This is a genomic window from Porphyrobacter sp. ULC335 (assembly GCF_025917005.1).
Taxonomy (GTDB): Bacteria; Pseudomonadota; Alphaproteobacteria; order Sphingomonadales; family Sphingomonadaceae; genus Erythrobacter.
Genome location: NZ_CP078091.1, coordinates 265,407 through 284,646 on the forward strand (window position 1 = coordinate 265,407; position 19,240 = coordinate 284,646).

The following is a 19,240-nucleotide window of genomic DNA, read 5'->3' on the forward strand; positions in this document are numbered from 1 at the left end:
CGGGTCGCGCCTCAGGCAATTGGAATTGCAGTGGTCCCGGCGGCTAGTGCGCGACACTCTCACCGCGTTCCAGCCCCGACAAAGCAAGCTGTGCGTCGATCTGGGCGAGCAGCCGCTCCAGACCTTCGGGCGTTTCGCTTTCGGCACGGGCCACCAGCACGTCCTGCGTGTTCGAGGCGCGCAGCAGCCACCAGCCGTCAGCGGTGTTGACCCTGACGCCATCGGTCGCGTTGACGCTTTCGACGTCCGGGCCGGGCGCCGTGGTGAGCCGTCCGGCGATTTCCTCCATCGCGGCGAACTTGCGGCTCTCGTCGACCTGGAAACGCAGTTCCGGCGTGTTGAGCATCGGCGGGATCGCCCCGCGCAGCTCGGTCACCGATTTGCCAAGCCGCGCTGCGGCCGCAAGCAGCCGGACCCCTGCGTAAAGCGCATCGTCGAACCCGTAATACTCGTCGGCAAAGAACACGTGCCCGCTCATCTCGCCTGCCAGCGGCGCGCCGGTTTCCTTCATTTTGGACTTGATTAGTGAATGGCCGGTTTTCCACATCAGGGGCTTCCCGCCCAGCTCGGCCACCCGGTCGAACAGCGCACGGCTGGCCTTCACATCGGCGATAATCGTGGAACCCGGGCGGTTCTTGAGCAGATCCTCGGCGTAGATCATCAGCAGCTGATCGCCCCAGATAACCCGGCCGGTGCCGTCGATCGCGCCAATCCGGTCGCCATCGCCATCGAAAGCCACTCCGAAATCGAGCTGCTTGTCGGCGACGAGCGCGCGCAGATCGGCCAGATTGGCTTCCACAGTCGGATCTGGATGGTGATTGGGAAAATGTCCGTCAACTTCGGTAAACAGCAGATGGTGTTCCCCGGGCAACCGGGCAGCCAGCGCCTCGAGCGCGGGCCCGGCGGCGCCATTGCCGGCATCCCAGCCGACGCGCAGACCTTCGAGCTTCGCGGGATCGATACCGGTCAGGCCTTCGAGCAGGCGCTCGACATACTCGCCCATGATGTCGCGCGTGGTGACCTGACCCGCTCCGCTGGCGAAGGCACCGTCTGCTGCCAGTTTCCCGAGCTTCTGGATATCGGCGCCGAAGAAGGGCCGCCCCAGAAATACCATCTTGAAGCCATTGTAATTGGGGGGATTGTGGCTGCCAGTTATCTGAATGCCGCCATCAACCTGTTCGGCTGAAGCTTCCGCGTAATAGAGCATCGGGGTCGCGCTCATGCCGATCCGCACGACATCGCACCCGCTCGCGGTAACCCCTTCGACGAGTGCATGTTCGAGCATGGGCGAACTTACCCGCCCGTCGTAACCCACCGCCACGGTTTGCCCCCCCGCCTCGCGCAGCAGCGTGCCGAAAGCCCGCCCGATCGCGCGCGCATCCTCCGCGCCGAGCGTCTCGCCGATGATCCCGCGAATGTCGTATTCGCGCAGCACGGTGGGGTGGAAGTGGTGTTGCATGATCGAATTAGGTCCTTGTCGGCCCGGCCGGTGGGGAAACGGAAAACTGGCGAAGGTCTGTCTGGTTTAACGATTGGCGCCGCCGTTTCATTCCCGCAGGCCGCACATTGATCAAGGCCCTTGGCGCCCGATTGTGTCAATGCGGCGATGCCATTTCGCGCAATCTCAGACGTCAGCCCCCTCGCCCGGCAAAGGCAGATCGTCGAGCAGCAGATCGCGCGCCGCATTCGCTTCCTGCATCGCCGCGGTGGTGCCGCCCTTGTCGGGATGCACCAGTGTTGTCAGTCGGCGGTGCGCCGCAACGATTTCGTCACGCCCCGCACCCGCCTCCACACCGAGCAGCTTGCGCGCCCGGAACACAGCCTGACTGCGGGTCGGCGCCGACCGCAGGAAGTCCCACGGCCACTTGCCGAATGCCCAGCGGCAAAAGACGCAGACCACCGCGATAAGGATCAGTGCACGCATCATGAGGCCAGCTCCAGCTCGCCCTGTTCGCGGTTGAACTCCGGCAGGCTCAGCGCCTTGACCAGTGCTCGCAGCTCCTGCCGGGCGACCAAGTGACTGGTGCCGAGTTCGCCGAGATGCCCCTTGTCGAGCAGCGTCAGGCCCGAGGGGAACAGCTCGCGGTAGATCACCCGTTCGCTGAGACCCTGCGTCACCCGGAAGCCGACCCGCTTAGACATCTCATTGAGCGCCTTGTGCAGACGCGCCTGGTTCTTCGCTTCGACATGGCCGGTGCGGTTGCGCACCACGATCCAATCCATTTCCGGACGCTGCTGTTCGATCGTCATGCGGCTGCGCTTCATCCGCGCCTCCCAGATCAGCTCGGCGAAGAAGGACAGCTTCTTGACCTTGAAGGTCTCGGAATCGACCTGCCCGATGAGGTCGAAATCGACAAAACTGTCGTTCATCGGTGTGACCAGCGTGTCGGCATGTTCCACCGCAATGCGGGCAAACGGATCGTCACGCCCGGGATTGTCGATGATCAGGAAATCGCAGCTCGCCTCGAGCCTGCGGATCATTGCGATCAGATCGCCGGTGTTCTCACCCCGAAACACCTCGCAATCGGGCGTCGGCAAGGTCAGCCCGCGCTTTTCGAGCGTGCCGAGCCGGTTCTCGATATAGCGGTGCATGGTGCGCTGACGCGGATCGAGATCGATCGAAGCCACCCGCGCGCCGAGATAGGACAAGGCCACCGCAGTATGCACCGCCGTGGTCGACTTGCCGGTGCCGCCCTTCTCGTTGGCGAACACGATCCGGTGCGCCTGCCCCTTGCGCAAGGCGCGGGGTGCCGTCACGGGTTCGGAAGCGGGGGCGGAGGGCATCACGGGTCTCTCGGAGGAGCGGCTTGAAATGGGACAGTAAGCGCCGCTAGGGCGTGGCTTTGCGTTTATCCTTGGAGGCCCCGCGGTGCAAACGGTCAAAACGCTGCAAATGTTGAGAACCGCTTTGGCACAGTTGCGCAGCGATGGCGCGACAATAGCGCTGGTGCCGACGATGGGCGCGCTGCACGAAGGGCACCTTACCCTGGTGCGCCGCGCACGCGCGGCCGCTGATCATGTGGTCGCCTCGATCTTCGTGAACCCGAAGCAATTCGGCGTGAACGAGGATCTGTACGCCTACCCCCGCCAATTGGCCGAGGATGCCGCGATGCTTGAGGCAGAGGGCTGCGCGCTGCTGTGGGCGCCCACGGTCGAGGCGATGTATCCGCAGGGCTTCGCCACCAATATCAGCGTTGCCGGAGTGAGCGAAGGCCTGTGCAGTGCGGCGCGCCCCGGCCATTTCGACGGCGTGGCAACGGTGGTGTGCAAGCTCTTCAACCAGGTCGCGCCCGACATGGCGTTCTTCGGCGAGAAGGATTTCCAGCAGCTTGCCGTGATCCGGGCGATGGCGCGCGATCTCGATCTGACCCGCCCCCATGTGGACAACATCATCGGCGTGCCGACCGTGCGCGAGGCGGACGGATTGGCGTTGAGCAGCCGCAACCGATACCTGACGCCCGAACAGCGCGCTGCCGCCGCAGCTCTACCACGCGCGATGCAGGCCGCCGTGCATGCGATCAAAGGCGGCGCGCCGGTGGCAGACACGCTCGCGCGGTTGCAGGCGCAGGTGCTCGGCGCAGGGTTTGCAAGCATCGATTATGCCGAGCTGGCCGATGCCAACAGCCTCGCCCCGCTCGCCACGCTGGGCGAACACCCCGCGCGCCTGTTGGTGGCCGCCCGGATCGGTGGCACCCGTCTGATCGACAATCTGCCAGTTGGGAGCGCGCTCAAGTAGCAGACCGACATCACGGCAAGGCCTCAACCGATATTGACGCACCCGCGCCTTCGGTGGCATGGGCGGCTTACGGCACCACGCGGGTATAGCTTAGTGGTAAAGCTCCAGCCTTCCAAGCTGGCTATGCGGGTTCGATTCCCGCTACCCGCTCCATCACCCCCTTCCCCAAACGTCCGATTTTGTCTATAAAGCCCTTGGATTTCCGAGGGTTTTCCGCACATCGCCGTCCACCCAAATCTTCGCATTTCCACCCGCATCCAACGTCTGTGGGGGCCAAATGATCGAAGAATCGAGGGCGGCTTTTAGGCCTGGCCCCCAACCATGGGGCCACGATGGACAAAGGAGGCTTGATCATGCCGCTTACCGACGTCGCGATCCGCAACGCAAAACCGCGCGAGAAGCCGTACAAGATGGGCGATGCGCTGGGACTGTTCCTGCTGGTGCAGCCCACCGGAACCAAGCTCTGGCGACTCAAATACCGCATTCACGGGCGCGAAAAGAAGGTCGCGCTGGGCAAGTACCCCGAGATCGGCCTGGCCGATGCGCGTAACCGGACGCGTGAGGCGAGAGAGCAGCTGGCTCATGGGCTTGATCCGGGACGGGAAAAGCAGAAGGCGAAGCTTCGCGCTCAGCTTGAAGCGAACAACACGTTCTCGGAGATCGCGCGGGAGTACTGCGAGAAGCGTAAACGCGATGGGGCAAAGGCTTGGTCGCCTGCGACGTCGAGGCGCTGCGAATATCTGTTGTCGCTGCTGTCGGGCTCGATCGGCAAGCTGCCCATCACCGACATTGAGCCCATAGACGTTCTGGAGGCGGTGCGGCGCATCGAGCGGCAGGGCAAATACGAGAGCTCGCGCCGGACGATGCAGCTGGCAGGCGCAGTGTTCCGCTATGCAGTGGCGACAGCGCGGGTGCGCTCAGATCCCACGCGCGATCTGCGCGGTGCACTGATTACGCCGACGGTCACGCACTATGGCGCGATCATCGATCCCGAGCGGGTCGGGCCGCTCATGCGTGCCATCGATGAATATGACGGCCAGCCGATTACGAGGCTTGCGCTGCAGCTGGCTCCGCATGTGTTCGTTCGTCCCGGCGAATTGCGCCATGCCGAATGGCAAGAGTTCGACCTTGACGGGGCTCTGTGGACCATCCCGGCTGACAAGACCAAGATGCGCAAGGACCACCGGGTGCCGCTGTCGCGGCAGTCGATTGCGATCCTTGAGGAGACCTATGCTCTGACTGGACCCAAGGGATATGTGTTCCCGTCGATCCGGACCCGCAAGCGCCCCATGAGCGACAACACCATCAATGCTGCGCTTCGCCGTCTTGGGTACTCCACCCACGAGATGACGGCGCACGGATTCAGGGCGATGGCCTCCACCCTGCTCAACGAGTGTGGCAAGTGGCATCCCGATGCGATCGAGCGCGCGCTGGCGCATGGCGATGCGGACAAGGTGCGCGCGGCCTATCATCGCGGCGCGCACTGGGATGAACGCGTCGAGATGATGCAATGGTGGAGCGACTATCTTGTCCAACTGCGCGACGGCGGCGGCGAGGTGGTCCCGATCCGCCGAGGGGCCAGACGATGAGCGACGGTCAGCACCCCGGCGCGCCGCTCCTCAGCGCTTTGGTGTGCGCCGTCCCGGCGCGCCTGTGCACAGGGCAGGTGCAAGCCGTTCAACCGCTTGCTAGTATCCGTTGATGCGCACCGACCTCGACCATCTGCCCCCGCAAAAACAGCGCGAGCTTGAGCGCGTGGTGCAGCTGATCTTCGAGGAGTTCGACGACGCCTTCGCGCTCGCCAAGCACGAGTGGAAGAAGGCCGGGCGCATCCTCAAGGTGATCCTCTATGGCAGCTATGCGCGCGGCACCTGGGTCGATGAGCCGCACACCGCCAAGGGCTACCGGTCGGACTTCGATTTGCTGATTATCGTCAGCGACAAGCGGCTCACGGACCGGGTCAAGTACTGGGCCAAGCTCGATGAGCGGCTGATCCGCGAGTATGGCCTTACGGGCACGCTGCGCACGCCGGTCAACTTCATCGTCCACACCCTGCAGGAGGTGAACGACGGTCTCGCCCACGGGCGCTACTTCTTCATGGACGTGAAGGCCGAAGGGATCGCGGTCTATCAGTCTGACGACACCGAGCTCCACACGCCCAAGCCGAAGACGCCGTCGCAGGCTCTGAACATGGCGAAGGAGTACTTCGAAGAGTGGTTTCCATCAGCGCAGAAACGCTACGGTGGCGCTCAATACTATATCTCGCAAGGGCACCTAAAGGACGCCGCGTTCGATATGCATCAGGCGACAGAACGGCTTTACCACTGCGTCCTTCTGGTCTGCACCTTCTACACACCCCACGTCCACAATCTCGGCTTCCTCCGCACCCAGGCCGAGCGGATCGATCCTCGTCTGACCTATGTCTGGCCGCGTGAGACGAAGCGGGATCGCGCGCGGTTCGAGAAGCTCAAGGACGCCTACGTCAAGGCTCGGTACTCCAAGCACTACCGCGTGACCAAAGAGGAACTCGAATGGCTCGGCGCTCAGGTCGAGGAACTCGGTCGTGTGGTGCACGAAGTCTGCTCGGAGCGCATCGAGAAGCTTAAGTCAGAAGCGAGGGCGAAGCCTGATAAGGTTCGGTGAACCGAGTCCCGGAGTTGGCTGTTCGACTAGTAGCCTTAGCTTTTCCCCTTGCCCGGCTTTGCCTTCGTAGACCGTACCGGTTTCGCTGACTTAGTCGGTTTCCCTTTCGTGAGTTTCTGTCCGCCCAGCTTAAAGGTCGGCTCCCACGGCGTCACAAGCGCGCCCACGATTTCGCGAGCAAGGTCGACAAATTCACGCATTTCACGCTCGGTTGCAAACGCGCCCCGGTGCACAATAGCATTGCGTTTCTTGTTCAGTCGCTCGGCTCGCTTCTTCAGGCTGCGAAGGGCCTTCCTCTGCGCCTCGTCTCGCTCCGCCGGAATGATCAAGCGATTAAACTTCCCCTCGATGCCGTTGGCCCAGATCAGCAGGGAATCTATGAATTCCGGCGAGAACTCACTTTCGATTTCGAAACGCTTTCGGATCGCTATGTTCGCAGCGATCTCGGCCGCCGTCGCGGCCCTAACGATCGCTGCCGACCACTCCTTCTGGCGCTCAATAATGCCATCGATCTTCTTCCATTGAGATCGAAGCTTCTCCAGATCTTCTCGATCATCATACGGTTTCTTGCTCATGCAATGCTAATTGCACGGGTTCGCGTGAGGGAATAGTAGTAGGATCGGCGCATGAGCGAAAAAAAGACCAAGATCAGCTTTGGTGGCAGACAGGCACGCGCCCTATGCAACATGAGCCACTCGGATCGCCTCGACTTCATAGCCGAAGGCCTGCCAATCATACTTCAAAGTGCGCAGGGATTTTGGCGAGCGGCGGAGGCGTTGGCGGACAGTCCCCGTGAGGCAGCAGTGCTCGCTGGCTTTGCCGAGGAAGAATCAGCGAAGGCCCTTATCCTCATCGATCTGGTACGATGCCCTGTGCCCGAGGTCAGCAAGCGCATCGGTCGGATCGTGAAGAAGACACTCTACGACCACCTCTCGCGCATGATCTATGCGGGCGCCCAGTCATGGCGGCCAACCAACACCGCTCAGCTTCAGGAGTATGTCGACAACGAGCGGCAAGGCCACTTTCTCGATGGCGGCATAAGCGAATACATCGTTCCCAATTGGTCGCTCTATCGGCGCGAGAGCACGATGTATGCCGACATCGAGGTCCACGAAGACAGCATACCGCAATGGAATGATCCCAATCGCTGGACCATTTCGACAATCACCCTGCGGCCCGTCGCATTGGACATCGTTGAAGCGCTTGATGCTCTGGGGGTGCTAACTCGTGCAGGCCTTCAAGCTACCAGTGATATCTGGGGCAGCGTCGACTTCGTAAAGGAAGAAGGACCGGTCGAAGCGCGCGAGCTGACCAAACAACTCAGCGCTCACCTGGACTCGGAAGGGCTGGTTACGGACCGCGCCACCGAGCATCATGCGCGGCTTTTCTACAACCACTGGCAGCTTCCAATGTACAATCTCAAATTCGATTTGATCGACGTGCCGCTGGAACGGCTAGAGGCACAGCGACAGGCCGCGTTCTGGAACGAGGTCGGCGACCGCTGAGCAGCAAATGCCGCCCATGTACCATCAGAACGGAAAGTCCGCAGGCGTCCGGATTGCGATGGCAAATAAGACTGCAAGATAAAAGCACCGCCGTCGGCTTGGGTGCAGGTGGTTGGTTTTGCTGCACTTTATGCGACGGCATTCACATCACCCCAGCCGCCGGTAGTTCCGAGAAATCCTGAGAAATCAATGATCACTGAGACGGCTGTCTGATATTCGAGCCAATCTGGTCAATTTGAGGCTGCGATCAGACGAATCCAGCCCCGCCCAATCCCATGTGTGTGCGTCCGATCTGATGCGGGATCCTTCGCTATCCGGAGCGCGGCGTAGCTTTGGTTGCTCCAGCGTACGAACGTCATCTCGACCTTGCTGGCTCTCGTGCCCGATAATCGCGGCGATGGCGGGCTCGTCTTCGTCCCCCCTCCAAGCTCCGAGGGCTGGTCCGTCATCACCCGAAAGATGCAAAGGACCAGTCCGATGGCCGCATATCCAAACCGATCCGCTACACATGCAGGCAGGCAGCAGTCACATGGGGTTCACCGAGGGTCCCGGATGGCATTCCGGACGGAACTACAGGCCGACGCTGGTGCCTCAGGCGATAGCGCGCATGACATTGAGCCGATCACCATGCGTGTGCCCGACGCTTGCCGCTACATCGGCATCAGTCGCAGCACGCTCTACGTTCTCATTGCGGATGGGGAGATCGAAATCGTCAAGCTGGGATGCTCAACTCTCGTGCTTACCGAAAGTCTCAAAGCGCTCGTCGCGAAGCGGCGAAGCCAGGCCACCATCTCATCCGATCAGCATCCCGGATGACCATTCATCCGGATCTCCAAGCCATCATCTTTGCTTCGAAAAAATCGAAATGAAGGAATCAAGAAATTCCAATAACATTAGAAATGTGAAATCAGTCAGCACTAATAGAATTTAGGTGGACGTCAGGTACTCGAATTTTTTCATCACTTCCCTAAGGGCAGGATCTTTTTCTGCAATCCGATGCAAAAGCTCCCACACGTCGTCCCCCGCAAATTTCTGTATGAGCGCAAATCTGTCATCTGAGGGCGTTACATCTGAACGAATTAGCATCGACGCCAGTAATTCAACGTAAACTACACGACACTCTGTGAGCACAGAATCCCAGCCTTGTACTGTAACTCTCTGATCGTCTGCTCGGTAGCCTGGGCTTGGGCCAACGTTGCCAACCAACACTCCTGAGATTTGAGCACTAGGGTAGTGCTGAGATATATGGTCCAGATATGCAACGAGTTGCCGCTCATTCCGTTTCTGTAGAGTATCGCCGCCCGGTGCCTTAAGCTCAATCACTTTAATGTTTTTATCGCCGGCGTCTGATAGAAAGACAAAATCAGCCCTAGAAGACTCCGGTATCTCTTTGATCATCGCAAGGGGCTCGTAGCGATCTCCATCAAATTTATCAGCGAGATTGTTAATTGTAGTCTTGAGATGCCTGTCCGCAGTCACCAAAGCACCGGACGGATCAATGATCCATGGAAATTCTTCAATCAGGTCCTGTAAGTTCTGCTCTGACCGTTCGTTTACAAGCTTCGCCAGAACAGTGACTGCATAAGCTCTCTGTGCGAAGGTTATCGCCAAGCCCATTGACTCGGGAACCGAATTCTTATGCAAACCAGTGAGAATCGCTTCGAAAGTTTTGCTCGGGTTTCCCCCTTCGCTCAATGTGTCCCATAGTTGCTTAACGAGAATCCGAGTTGGTTCGTTTGCCCAAGCTTTGGTAACCGCTTCCAACAATCCTTCCCGAGAGGCTTCAATCTGTGACTTTGGCAATTCCGCAGTTGCCTTCGCGACTAGAGTGTCGATCTCCTCATTTTCGGTCTGTGAAAAGTTGTAAATCTTCCTTTCTTCACGAAGCGCCCTAGCTGCCTTTGACGTCTCGCTCTTGTGAAGCGATTTTCGGAATGCGTCATACTGTGAGAGCCATGAATTTACTTTTTTCCGGCCCCACTCTGCCATTTCTTCGAGTTGATCGTGTTCCCAGTTTACGCTTGTGCGGTCAGTCGAGATCACATCATCCTCGAGCTCGTCAATCCAGTCAGCTTCCACCACTGCATAAAGATATCTCTGGAATACTTCTTTTCCTTTGGAGTAGAAAAAGAAAGGGCGGTCTTGTGCTATCTTTCCATGAGCATAGACACCAACACCTGCTTCGTCTGTCGCTGTTTCAGCTTTCTTGAAAAAACCAGCCCACGCTTTCACCTTTCGCCCGCCGATTTCCACTTCTTCGAAGCCATCGCTCGGTATACGAAGCTCAAACTCTGGCATTGCCGTCTCATATTCAATTTCGTCTTCGTTCACCCAAACGGTAAAGTCATCGCGCGCTAAAATCGTCGTAAATCGGGCTGCCATCCGTTCTAACACGTATTCGGGAGTTGGGACTCGATTAGATGTGAGCCTACTCAGAATAATTAGTGTGCCTGTGCCTCGATCCTTAACACGATGAAGGAACTTTGTTACCGAGTCTGCATACTCGAAATCGCCTAGATCAATTTCAGAGATTGCATCATTCTTGCATCGGAATTTTGGCTCATATCTTTTTTGAGGCTGTGCCTCGATGATTTCATCCAAATCTAGGGTGAACCAATTTGCGAGACCATCCTTGAGGCTGACCACTTCAACTGTACGTGCTATGCCGAACGGAGCGAGCTTACCTATACCTTTCCGACCCATGGGCTTTCTTTCCCGGCCAGCAAGGTCCGTCGGTTCCTCTCGCTTCTGCAAGCCTATGATAAGGTATCGAGAGGCAATATCGTTCAGACTCATGCCCGAGCCGTCATCGGATACGCAAATCAGATTCTGGTCAGAAGAGACATCGATCCACGTATTCAGCGCACCCGCATCCCAGCTGTTCGAAACCAATTCTGCCAACACATTGACAGGACGATTTTGGTAAAGCTTAATGCCAAGATGCTCGATTATATTATGGTCGAAGTCGAGCGTCGGATTTGACATAATGTTTCCATCAATTGAAAAAATTAAACTACTTTGCTGAAGAAAATTTCATCGATGAAGCTGACTACTGGAGGCGAAACCCCTTCGCCAAAAACACGATAGATTTGATTATACGTCAATTCAGAGAAATTTTTCTCTTTTACACCCATAATGCGACATAGTTCATGTGGTAGGGGCAGTCTTGATCGGATTTTTTTTCCATCTACGAACAAGAATTTTTGTCGACTTGACCCTCCTGTTGGCGCTCTCAAGCAACCGGCGTGGTCATTGAAGCTGATCTCAGCACGTTGGACGTTGTTACCATCTTTTGTTGGTCGCATGCGCCTATAGATACCAAATACCTGTCGCTCACCTTTAGATATAACAGCTTCTAGCTTTGATTGATGTAGTGGAGATAGAAGTTTGAGCAATGCTTGCGTCTGAGTCATATCGTCCCAAGCGCTCTGATCTACCTGCCAATCCATAATGCTGGTCAAGGTAACGTTGCGGGCAACCTGAGGGCCCGCTGCGAGCCAAAACCAATCAGGCGAATCGTTTAGTCTGGTCTCATAGATTGTGCGCGTAAGGTACTTGGGATAGAGCCAGTTCGGCTGCACGTCTGCGATAGCCGCGTGCCTAAGGGCATCGTGGTGGACTGCCAAGATAAACACGCGTGGGCGAGATTGGGGCACGAAGTGTTTCGCATCCACGACAATGGCTGTGCATGCATACCCAAGCCCCGTCACCGCTCGAATAGCCGAAACAAAATCCTGCCCGCCATTTTGAGAAACAAACCCTGGCACGTTCTCAAATGCGAGGACTTGCGGACGGTGGCCTCTATTTTTCGCCTTTGCTATAAGTTCAATAACCGACCAAAAATAACCAGACCGAGACCCCGACAAGCCGCTTCTGTTGCCTGCAAGGGAGAGATCTTGGCACGGGAACGATGCCCAGACTAGGCTGGTTCCATCAGTGATCCGCTCTTCCGAAATTTCGCTTACATCAGCCCGCTCGAACGCTTCTTCACCCCAGAGGCATTTGTAAGCTTCTTCTTTTGTCCCATCCCAATCGACCGCAAGGCTACACGACCAACGATTATCGAGGCCGAGGCGAACCAAGCCGCCCCCGCAGAACAGATCGATAAAATTTGGCTTGGGTTGAACGGGTGGCACGTGGGTCGAGGAGGCCACGGAGACCTTTTCGAACACTAGCCTTGACTCAAAATTCATCGCGTCAACCCTCTTCACCCGAGGGTCTCTATGCTATTCAGCCAAATCGACCAAATTTATGAGAGTCGATATCCGCAGGTCCGCCACGCCAAATGCGCTAACCGTCTCTCCAGGTCGCGAGCCTACATTTTGCTGTCTGACCATCGTCTAATGATCCCTGTGATTCCATTTTCGAATGCGACGAACAACACATTCGAATTGAGGTGGGTGCCTAGCACCGCCGATCGGTGTTATTGCTGCGTCGATCCGTCCATTATCGGACCACGATTCCGCGTCCAGTGAAGTCCAATTGCATCAACTTGTTCCCGGGATATTGTTGGGGGCCAAATCTAAAACCGGCAATTTAAATATCTGATTTCAGATACTTAAAGTCCGCCAATTCCATTCCCGCTACCCGCTCCAGCCCTCCCTTCCCAAATAGCCCCAGAAAGTCCATAAAATCCTTGGAAACCCGAGGGATTTAGACCCTCGGTCGTCCGAGAATGTCCCTAGTCTTCCCGCTGCATCCGGGGCCCTTGGGGGCCACATTGCGCGAGAAGCCCTACGAGGTTGGCGATACGCTCGGCCTGTTCCTGCTGGTGGAGCCTTCCGGCGGCAAGCGGTGACAGGTTAAACATCGCATTGACGACAAAAAGAAGCAGCTGGCGATCGGCATCTACCCTCGGGCCGGTTTGGCCGAGGCGGAAAATTGCGATTTTCCCGCAGGCGGCTTAAGCGGATGCACGAGCGTATCGGGGGAGATCGCGTGGAGCGCTTGCAGAGTTGGGCTGGACGGATAGGGCCTTCCTTGGCGGGTTTTGCGGCGCTCGCGGTTGTGATGCTTGTGGCGGCTGGCAACCCGATGCCGCTCCAGCGCGCCGAGGCCATCGCGTTCGATACCTTTCAACGCATTGCGCCATGGCAAGGGCAGCCCGTTTCGCGTGTCGCGGTGGTCGATATTGATGAGGAATCGATCCGGCGTTCCGGCCAATGGCCCTGGCCCCGCACCGAACTTGCAACGCTGACACGGCGCCTGGGCGAGGCCGGCGCGAAGGTGGTCGCCTATGATATCGTGTTCTCGGAAGCCGACCGAACGTCACCCGAAGCCGTTGCCGCGCGGTACCCCCAAAGCCCGCTTGCACCGACTCTGCTCACGCTACCGAGCCACGACCGTCTGTTCGTCGAAAGTTTCGACAAGGTGCCCGTGGTGGCCGGCTACTTTTTCCTCGGACCGGGCGAAGGCGGGAGCGATGTCGAGGCACGCGCGAGCTTTACCATCGCCGGGACCCTGCCCGAACGCGATGTGGCGACCTATGCTGGCGCACTGCGACCGCTCCCCTTGATCGAGCAAGCCGCGGCGGGCACCGGCTTCGTTACCCTGCAGGGGGACGATGACGGGATTGTGCGCCGTGTGCCGCTGACCGCAATACAGGGAGGCAAACCCCTCCCCGGATTGGCTCTGGAGGCGGTGCGGATGGCACTGGGTGCTGGTTCGCCCAATCTTCTGGCCAGCGACGGCACCGGCGAGACGCTGGCCAGCCCGGGCGCGGCCGTTTCGATCCGGGTCGGGCCTGCCGAAATTCCGCTCACCGATGCGGGCGAGATGTGGGTGCACTATGCTGCGACCCCTCGGACCGAAACCCTGCCCGCATGGCGCATCATCGGCGGTGACATCTCCGATGCGGCGCTGAAGGCGGCCGTGGCGGGCAAGATCGTGTTCGTGGGTGGCAGCGCAGAAGGCTTGCAAGATCTGGTTGCGACACCGCTCAGCCAAAGCGTCGCCGGCGTCAATGTCCATGCCGCCGCCGCCGAGCAGATTCTGGCTGGCCATTATCTTGAGCGGCCGGATTGGGCGGGCGCGCTCGAAGGCCTGTTGGCGGTACTGGCGGGTGCAGGCCTTGCGCTTTTGCTGCCGCGTCTTGGCGCTGCGCTGGGGGCGCTGGCTGCGCTCGGCCTGATTGTGGCAAGCGGCTTCAGCAGCTGGCTTGCCTTCACCCGCGCAGGATACCTGCTCGATCCGGTGCTACCGGTTCTGGCAATCCTTGCGGTCTACGCGGTGCAAACCGTTGCGGCCTTCTACCGCGAGGAGCACCAGCGCCGCTTCATCCATGCCGCCTTCGACCGCTACCTCTCACCCGAACTCGTGCGCCAGATTGCCGCCGATCCGGGCAAGCTCGAGCTTGGCGGTGAGGAGCGCGACATGAGCGTGATGATGTGTGACATCCGTGGCTTCAGCCGCATCTCCGAACGCTATTCTCCGCGCGAGGTCATCGAATTTCTGATCGCGTTTTTGACGCCGATGAGCGCCATCCTGTTCGCTCACAAGGCAACGCTCGACAAGTATATCGGCGATGCCATCCTCGCGTTCTGGAATGCGCCGCTGGATGACCCTGACCATCCCGTCCATGCGGCGCGGGCAGCTTTGGCTATGATCGACGAGACCCGTGCGCTTAATGCTGCCATGGCGCAGCAGGACGAGGTCCCTTGGCCGGGCGAAGTCGAGATCGGGATCGGCCTCAATGCCGGATTGTGCTGCGTCGGCAACATGGGGTCGCGTGAACGGCTGTCCTACACCCTGATCGGCGATACGGTGAACGTCGCCTCCCGACTTGAGGGTCTCACCAAGCTCTACGGGGTGCCTGTGATTATGGGTGAAGCGCTCGCCCTTCGCTTGCCTGACTTTGCGGTTATCGAACTCGACCGTGTCCGCGTCGTTGGCCGTGATGCGCCGATGGCGATTTACGCGCTACTGGGTGACGAACGATTGCGTGCCGAAGCAAGCTTTGCCGCCATGGCCGCCTCGCACGCGGCGATGCTGGAAGCCTATCGCGCGCAGACGTGGCCGCAGGCACTGGCCGCTCTGGAAGGGGCGAAACCGCACTTCGCCCGCTTCGGGATCGCCAGCCTTGGCGCCCTTTTTGCCGATCGGATTGCCAGTCTCTCCGTCAACCCGCCCGACAAGGATTGGGACGGCACCTATCAGGCAACCGCCAAGTAGCGTTCAACGCGGCCGGCAGGGTATCTGTCGCCCTGCGGCGTCGCGGCACACCGGATCGGGCTGATTGCTTCCCTGATTGGTGGTGGCCGTCTGGTTGGGGTTACCCGCCTGCCCGTTATTCTGGTCCGGCTCGTCCCGCCCGCGGTTGCCGAGCAGGATGCCGCCGATCACCGCGGCTGCGGCTGCGCCCGCGATCGCTTCAGTCGGGATGCCGCCTTTGAAACTGCGCGCCCATCGCGGGGCGAGTTCGTCCTGCAGCCGTGCAAGCCCCCTGTCGCCAATTCGGAACGGCCCGATCGGGGCAGCACCCTGGCGCGGAATATAGGCTGCGAGGCCGGGCTGATCGAGGACCACCGTGACATCTGCGCCGCTCACTTCGACACGCCCGGGCGCGAGGCCGGGCTGGGCCATGCTCCCCGGCCCGCGCAACACCACCAGCGTCGCCTCGTTCTTGTTGCCGCGAACATTGCCGACCGCTGGCTCCTTCTCGGCGATGTCGCGCGCGCCCTCGCCCACGATCATGTCGACCGCAGTTCCTCGAATGCCGATCCGACCGGATGGCGTGGAGATCTCGCCGCTGCGCCTGCCGCTCTCCTCTCCAGAGAAAAAGCGCAAGGCACCCTTGATCAGGGTCGCGACAACCGACCTTTCCTTGTTCGGATCATAGACGAACCGGTCGATCCGGATACGCGATCTCTGCCCGATGCCGAAGTTTGACCGATCCAGCAGCAGGATCTGCATCTGCGCGTTGCGACCGGTCTCGATCAGGTCGCCCCAGGCAATGCGCTGGCGCCGCTGGACATTGACCGGCTTCCTCGTCTGGCTGTTTGCGAGCGTGACATCGCCGGCTACGCTGGCAGCATTGCCGACCTCCACACGCTGCTGCGCTGCGGCCGGACTGGCAAGCGCGCTGATCGCGACAAGGCTGGCGCCGGCAATTGACAGAAAGGGCAAACGCGCAGTTATCATGACTGGCGTTCCCCGGCAGCGATCCGGCAGTTCGCGATGGCCTGTTTCACCTGTTGGGGTGGATAGTCCTTGTCCTTCAGCCTGTCGAACTCGATCAGAGCACCCTGTGGATCACCGATCCTGCACAACAACATGGCATGATTGAAGCGCGCCTCCGCCGATCCAGGAAACAGGGTCAGGACACGCTCGATTGTCGCCAATGCCTCAAGCAGTTCGCCCCGCTCGGTCTGTTTGAGAGCCAAAGCGATCCCGGTCTGTTCGTCGACGGTCTCGTCCGAAAGCGCATCAAGCTGCTGAAGCGTCTGCGAAAACGCCGGGGTGCTGACCAAAATCAGAAAAGCAAAAGGTATGGCTCGGAACGACGAAACAATCATTGCTGTCACCGCTTTCAAGTTAGGCATGCCACAGCCGGTTCTTTGATTGCAAGCAAGCATGGATTGAAGGCCCGGATTAACGCTGCGGAAATCCCAACGATTATGGTGATAGCCGCCATGCGCTCCCGGGATCACGCATCGGCCCCCGTCAGGGGGTTGGCACTTCGATCGGCACGACGTTGTATTCGCGCGCCTCGTTCTGATTGAGGCAATATCGGGTACTCGGATCGCCTTCGCTTTTCACGGCTTGCTGCTTGTAGATGATGTCCGTCAGGAGCTTCCGGCTGACGCCCATGCGGATCAGAAAATCATTGTCTTCGCTTGCCAGCATGGCCGAGGATTGCTCGATACTGGCGATGAGTTCGGTGGTTGCCGTGCTGCCTTCGATCACGACCTCGTCAATCAGCGCACGATCATTGGTATGCGTGAACATGTGGACCATGAACACGCCGCCCTCATCAACCGCCCGGCGGTCGCCGCCCATGAACACGAAATTGCAGGCCGAAAAGCACGCCCAACCGCGCGGCACCCGTGTCAACATCCCGCGGTAGGACCGGATGACCTTGCCCGCTTCGTTCCCTGCGCGGGCATTGCCGCCGCGCGAGCGCAGCCAGATCTCCTCGATCCGATCATCCGCCTCGATCGCTGCCTTGAGCCTGGCAGGCAAGGTCGAATCGATCGCACCTTCAGCCAGCAGGACGCGCTTGCCATCGCGATCGGCAGGGGTCAGCGTCATGGCGGTTCTCGGCCCGAAATCGGGTTCCGCCGGACAGGTAGGATTGTCCGGATCCATCTTCGTCGCGCCGGCCAGCATAAGCCATGCCATCAAACCGATCAGGATGCGTGCACCGCGCATCAGGCCACGATGGAGTAGCGAGCCGACCCCGGCGCCCGGCACATGCGCTTTTCGGCGCGGGCTTCCTCGCCGTCGATAATGACGATATCGGTCACGGTGATGCAGTCGAGATTGCTACCGGACGCCTGACGCCCGGTCACGGTCGAACTGCCGCTCACATCGTTGCGGGTGTTCGAACTCCAGGACGAGCTTGCTCCGACTTCGGGCAGGGTGTCATCCCCGTCGGTGCGGGTGATGCTGAGCGTTGCCTCTGCGGCCTGCTTTTGCTCCTCGGGATCGAGCCGACAGGCGATGCTTTCGGTAAGCTGATCGGAGAATTCGGGAATGGGGACATAGGATCGGAGCCCAGCGGAGCGGGTCAATTCGTCGACGGCGCCGCCCAGCATGCCGCCCAGAACGCCGCGGCCCTTGTCGCCCTTTTTGCCCTTGCCGCAGGCATCCGCCTTGTCCGCGCCGCGCTTGCCACCGTTGATGAGACTGCCGAGCTGCGCCTGCGCAGGCATAGACGTGAGGGCGCAAGCCAAGGCACCGATGGCGAGCGCTGTCCTTGCACCTTTGAAGACCGGCATGGCATCCCCCCACCCTCGAACGTCGCCGACATTAGGCCTCGCACTGTGCAAGGTCAAATATACGCAGGCGGGAAGGGTCACGTGGGGACGGCCACGCGCTGGCCCTTACCCCACTATTCGCATAGGCCCGCGGCGCGCTCTGCCAAGCCCTTCAGGCCTTTGCACTTGGGCTTCCGCGGCTTTGTGTCCGTGGTCCCGCTCGCACCGGGTTCCGTCCGGTCCATGCCTCCAGCCATGCCTTCCATTCCCGGGATCAGCATGGTTGAAGAGCGAAACCGCACGCGCGCGACCCATTCCGGATTCCACGGCTTGCGGGCATCCGCCGGACGCGGCGGATAGGCGAAATCGGCCTGCGGACCATAGGCTTGGAGATTGACCATCATCCCCTCGCCGCTGGCTTTGATCACTTCGGCGGGAATGGTGCAGTCCCGCTGCTCGGGCGGCATCACCGTTCCGGCCGCGATCAACTTTCGCACCCCGGCTGGCGAGATCCAGTCCCACAAGGGGCCGCCAAAGGCCTGCTGCTTCGACGAAGCCCACCACACCATCTCGGTCGGCGCGCCGCCTCGTCCCCCGTCCTTGGCGCCGATCGCCCAGGCGTAATAGCCGGTTGCCTTGTCGATCCCGCCCCACGCGAGTTGGCTGGCGCCTCCCGCTATGCTGCTGGTGCTGGCCTGCAACGGAGGCATGAAGTCGTCACCAAGCGTGAAGTTTATCTCCTTTGAATAATTCGCGGCAATCCGGTGCGCGCCGATCAGCGAGCCGCTTGCGGGCACAGCCTTCCTGTCCTTGCCGTTGGGCCAGGTCGTGTAGGTGGGACTGTTGGCCATGATGGCCTGCCAGTCGTCGGACAGGTCCGCGCCGCTCATGAACAAGCCGGGCGGCATTTGGCCCGCAGCGAGTTTGGCAAAGTCGATCACAACCGGCTGGCCTTTGGGTGCGCGCGCGCCGCAGCCCCAATACAGCAGCAAGCGTCCGCTCGGCCGCTCGAAGCCCGCTTCGCCCCCGGTCTCGCCGCGGGGCGGGGGGAGCAGCCGCACGGATGCGCCAAGCCCTGCGCCCTTGGGCATGAAGTGATCGGCCTGCGGTTTGGGTGCGGTGATGCCCGCACTGTGGCGAAGGGTCAGCTGCCGCACCGGCTCGGGCGCACCACCGCGCATCATGCCCATCATCGCGCCGAGCCCGCCTCCGCCGGCCATTGCCCCCATGCCGCTCATGGTCGCAGCGTCCATGGCATAACGCACCGGGCCGGACGCGGCGGGCTGCGACATGGCGGTGGCTGATAGAAGCGCCGCGGCGCAACCCGCCCCGCCAAAGATGACAAGAGCCGACCAAGTGCGTCGCATAACGATTCTCCCTCCCAGAGCCCGCTCGTTGATAACACAAAGCAGGCACCGAACTATAGAGAGGACTGGCGC

The 19,240-nt window shown here is 60.1% G+C and carries 18 protein-coding genes and 1 tRNA gene; 8 read left to right on the forward strand and 11 right to left on the reverse strand.

Features of this window, described 5'->3' with window-relative positions; all coding sequences use genetic code 11:
* Positions 1 to 43: 43 nt before the first annotated feature.
* The 3 genes from pgmG to KVF90_RS01240 form a co-directional block, all read right to left on the reverse strand.
* Entirely contained in the window at positions 44 to 1,459 is a 1,416-nt protein-coding gene (pgmG, locus tag KVF90_RS01230) for a phosphoglucomutase/phosphomannomutase PgmG (protein ID WP_264393039.1), read from the reverse strand.
* A gap of 165 nt (positions 1,460 to 1,624) precedes the next feature.
* Entirely contained in the window at positions 1,625 to 1,927 is a 303-nt protein-coding gene (locus KVF90_RS01235) for a J domain-containing protein (protein ID WP_264393040.1), read from the reverse strand.
* On the reverse strand, positions 1,924 to 2,784 hold the full coding sequence (locus tag KVF90_RS01240) for a division plane positioning ATPase MipZ (protein ID WP_264393041.1): 861 nt from the start codon (positions 2,782 to 2,784) through the stop codon (positions 1,924 to 1,926). The genes KVF90_RS01235 and KVF90_RS01240 overlap by 4 nt, the downstream gene beginning before the upstream one ends.
* A gap of 85 nt (positions 2,785 to 2,869) precedes the next feature.
* Here KVF90_RS01240 and panC point away from each other — a divergent pair, with 85 nt between their 5' ends.
* The 4 genes from panC (at position 2,870) to KVF90_RS01260 (ending at position 6,379) form a co-directional block, all read left to right on the forward strand.
* Positions 2,870 to 3,736, forward strand: coding sequence for a pantoate--beta-alanine ligase (panC, locus tag KVF90_RS01245; protein ID WP_264393042.1), 867 nt, complete (start codon positions 2,870 to 2,872; stop codon positions 3,734 to 3,736).
* 79 nt (positions 3,737 to 3,815) lie between these two features.
* Positions 3,816 to 3,889 (forward strand) — tRNA-Gly (locus tag KVF90_RS01250).
* A gap of 200 nt (positions 3,890 to 4,089) precedes the next feature.
* Positions 4,090 to 5,325, forward strand: a complete 1,236-nt coding sequence (locus tag KVF90_RS01255; RefSeq protein ID WP_264393043.1) for a tyrosine-type recombinase/integrase — start codon at positions 4,090 to 4,092, stop codon at positions 5,323 to 5,325.
* Positions 5,326 to 5,437: 112 nt separating this feature from the next.
* Positions 5,438 to 6,379, forward strand: coding sequence for a HEPN domain-containing protein (locus KVF90_RS01260; protein WP_264394602.1), 942 nt, complete (start codon positions 5,438 to 5,440; stop codon positions 6,377 to 6,379).
* 35 nt (positions 6,380 to 6,414) lie between these two features.
* Here the strand turns inward: KVF90_RS01260 and KVF90_RS01265 are convergent, their stop codons facing one another.
* Complete coding sequence (locus KVF90_RS01265) at positions 6,415 to 6,954, reverse strand: hypothetical protein (RefSeq protein WP_264393044.1); 540 nt, start codon at positions 6,952 to 6,954, stop codon at positions 6,415 to 6,417.
* A gap of 51 nt (positions 6,955 to 7,005) precedes the next feature.
* Between KVF90_RS01265 and KVF90_RS01270 the strand changes: the two genes are divergently transcribed.
* Positions 7,006 to 7,884 (forward strand): hypothetical protein, encoded by an 879-nt coding sequence (locus KVF90_RS01270; protein ID WP_264393045.1) that lies wholly within the window; start codon positions 7,006 to 7,008, stop codon positions 7,882 to 7,884.
* 552 nt (positions 7,885 to 8,436) lie between these two features.
* Positions 8,437 to 8,700, forward strand: a complete 264-nt coding sequence (locus tag KVF90_RS01275; protein ID WP_319641043.1) for a helix-turn-helix domain-containing protein — start codon at positions 8,437 to 8,439, stop codon at positions 8,698 to 8,700.
* Between the two features lie 111 nt (positions 8,701 to 8,811).
* Here KVF90_RS01275 and KVF90_RS01280 read toward each other — a convergent pair whose 3' ends face one another.
* A complete protein-coding gene (locus KVF90_RS01280; RefSeq protein WP_264393046.1) occupies positions 8,812 to 10,869 on the reverse strand; it encodes an ATP-binding protein in 2,058 nt (685 codons plus the stop codon).
* Positions 10,870 to 10,892: 23 nt separating this feature from the next.
* Positions 10,893 to 12,038 (reverse strand): DNA cytosine methyltransferase, encoded by a 1,146-nt coding sequence (locus KVF90_RS01285; RefSeq protein ID WP_264393047.1) that lies wholly within the window; start codon positions 12,036 to 12,038, stop codon positions 10,893 to 10,895.
* A gap of 521 nt (positions 12,039 to 12,559) precedes the next feature.
* Between KVF90_RS01285 and KVF90_RS01290 the strand changes: the two genes are divergently transcribed.
* On the forward strand, positions 12,560 to 12,682 hold the full coding sequence (locus tag KVF90_RS01290) for a hypothetical protein (protein WP_264393048.1): 123 nt from the start codon (positions 12,560 to 12,562) through the stop codon (positions 12,680 to 12,682).
* Between the two features lie 182 nt (positions 12,683 to 12,864).
* Entirely contained in the window at positions 12,865 to 15,054 is a 2,190-nt protein-coding gene (locus tag KVF90_RS01295; protein ID WP_264393049.1) for a CHASE2 domain-containing protein, read from the forward strand.
* A 3-nt stretch (positions 15,055 to 15,057) separates the two neighbouring features.
* Here the strand turns inward: KVF90_RS01295 and KVF90_RS01300 are convergent, their stop codons facing one another.
* The 5 genes from KVF90_RS01300 to KVF90_RS01320 form a co-directional block, all read right to left on the reverse strand.
* Positions 15,058 to 16,023, reverse strand: a complete 966-nt coding sequence (locus KVF90_RS01300) for a FecR family protein (protein ID WP_264393050.1) — start codon at positions 16,021 to 16,023, stop codon at positions 15,058 to 15,060.
* A complete protein-coding gene (locus tag KVF90_RS01305) occupies positions 16,020 to 16,532 on the reverse strand; it encodes a tetratricopeptide repeat protein (protein ID WP_264393051.1) in 513 nt (170 codons plus the stop codon). The genes KVF90_RS01300 and KVF90_RS01305 overlap by 4 nt, the downstream gene beginning before the upstream one ends.
* Positions 16,533 to 16,545: 13 nt before the next feature.
* Positions 16,546 to 17,253, reverse strand: a complete 708-nt coding sequence (locus KVF90_RS01310; protein WP_264393052.1) for a hypothetical protein — start codon at positions 17,251 to 17,253, stop codon at positions 16,546 to 16,548.
* Positions 17,253 to 17,822, reverse strand: coding sequence for a hypothetical protein (locus KVF90_RS01315; RefSeq protein WP_264393053.1), 570 nt, complete (start codon positions 17,820 to 17,822; stop codon positions 17,253 to 17,255). The genes KVF90_RS01310 and KVF90_RS01315 overlap by 1 nt, the downstream gene beginning before the upstream one ends.
* Before the next feature lie 113 nt (positions 17,823 to 17,935).
* Positions 17,936 to 19,093 carry a hypothetical protein gene (locus tag KVF90_RS01320; protein WP_264393054.1) on the reverse strand — a complete coding sequence of 386 codons (1,158 nt, stop codon included), beginning with the start codon at positions 19,091 to 19,093 and terminating at the stop codon, positions 17,936 to 17,938.
* Positions 19,094 to 19,240: the final 147 nt, after the last annotated feature.

Coding starts and splice junctions, on each gene's coding strand:
- pgmG (WP_264393039.1), bottom strand. CDS start 1,459: ATGCAACACCACTTCCACCCCACCGTGCTGCGCGAATACGACATTCGC.
- KVF90_RS01235 (WP_264393040.1), bottom strand. CDS start 1,927: ATGATGCGTGCACTGATCCTTATCGCGGTGGTCTGCGTCTTTTGCCGC.
- KVF90_RS01240 (WP_264393041.1), bottom strand. CDS start 2,784: ATGCCCTCCGCCCCCGCTTCCGAACCCGTGACGGCACCCCGCGCCTTG.
- KVF90_RS01255 (WP_264393043.1), top strand. CDS start 4,090: ATGCCGCTTACCGACGTCGCGATCCGCAACGCAAAACCGCGCGAGAAG.
- KVF90_RS01260 (WP_264394602.1), top strand. CDS start 5,438: ATGCGCACCGACCTCGACCATCTGCCCCCGCAAAAACAGCGCGAGCTT.
- KVF90_RS01265 (WP_264393044.1), bottom strand. CDS start 6,954: ATGAGCAAGAAACCGTATGATGATCGAGAAGATCTGGAGAAGCTTCGA.
- KVF90_RS01270 (WP_264393045.1), top strand. CDS start 7,006: ATGAGCGAAAAAAAGACCAAGATCAGCTTTGGTGGCAGACAGGCACGC.
- KVF90_RS01275 (WP_319641043.1), top strand. CDS start 8,437: ATGGCATTCCGGACGGAACTACAGGCCGACGCTGGTGCCTCAGGCGAT.
- KVF90_RS01280 (WP_264393046.1), bottom strand. CDS start 10,869: ATGTCAAATCCGACGCTCGACTTCGACCATAATATAATCGAGCATCTT.
- KVF90_RS01290 (WP_264393048.1), top strand. CDS start 12,560: ATGTCCCTAGTCTTCCCGCTGCATCCGGGGCCCTTGGGGGCCACATTG.
- KVF90_RS01300 (WP_264393050.1), bottom strand. CDS start 16,023: ATGATAACTGCGCGTTTGCCCTTTCTGTCAATTGCCGGCGCCAGCCTT.
- KVF90_RS01310 (WP_264393052.1), bottom strand. CDS start 17,253: ATGCGCGGTGCACGCATCCTGATCGGTTTGATGGCATGGCTTATGCTG.
- KVF90_RS01315 (WP_264393053.1), bottom strand. CDS start 17,822: ATGCCGGTCTTCAAAGGTGCAAGGACAGCGCTCGCCATCGGTGCCTTG.
- KVF90_RS01320 (WP_264393054.1), bottom strand. CDS start 19,093: ATGTCGCAGCCCGCCGCGTCCGGCCCGGTGCGTTATGCCATGGACGCT.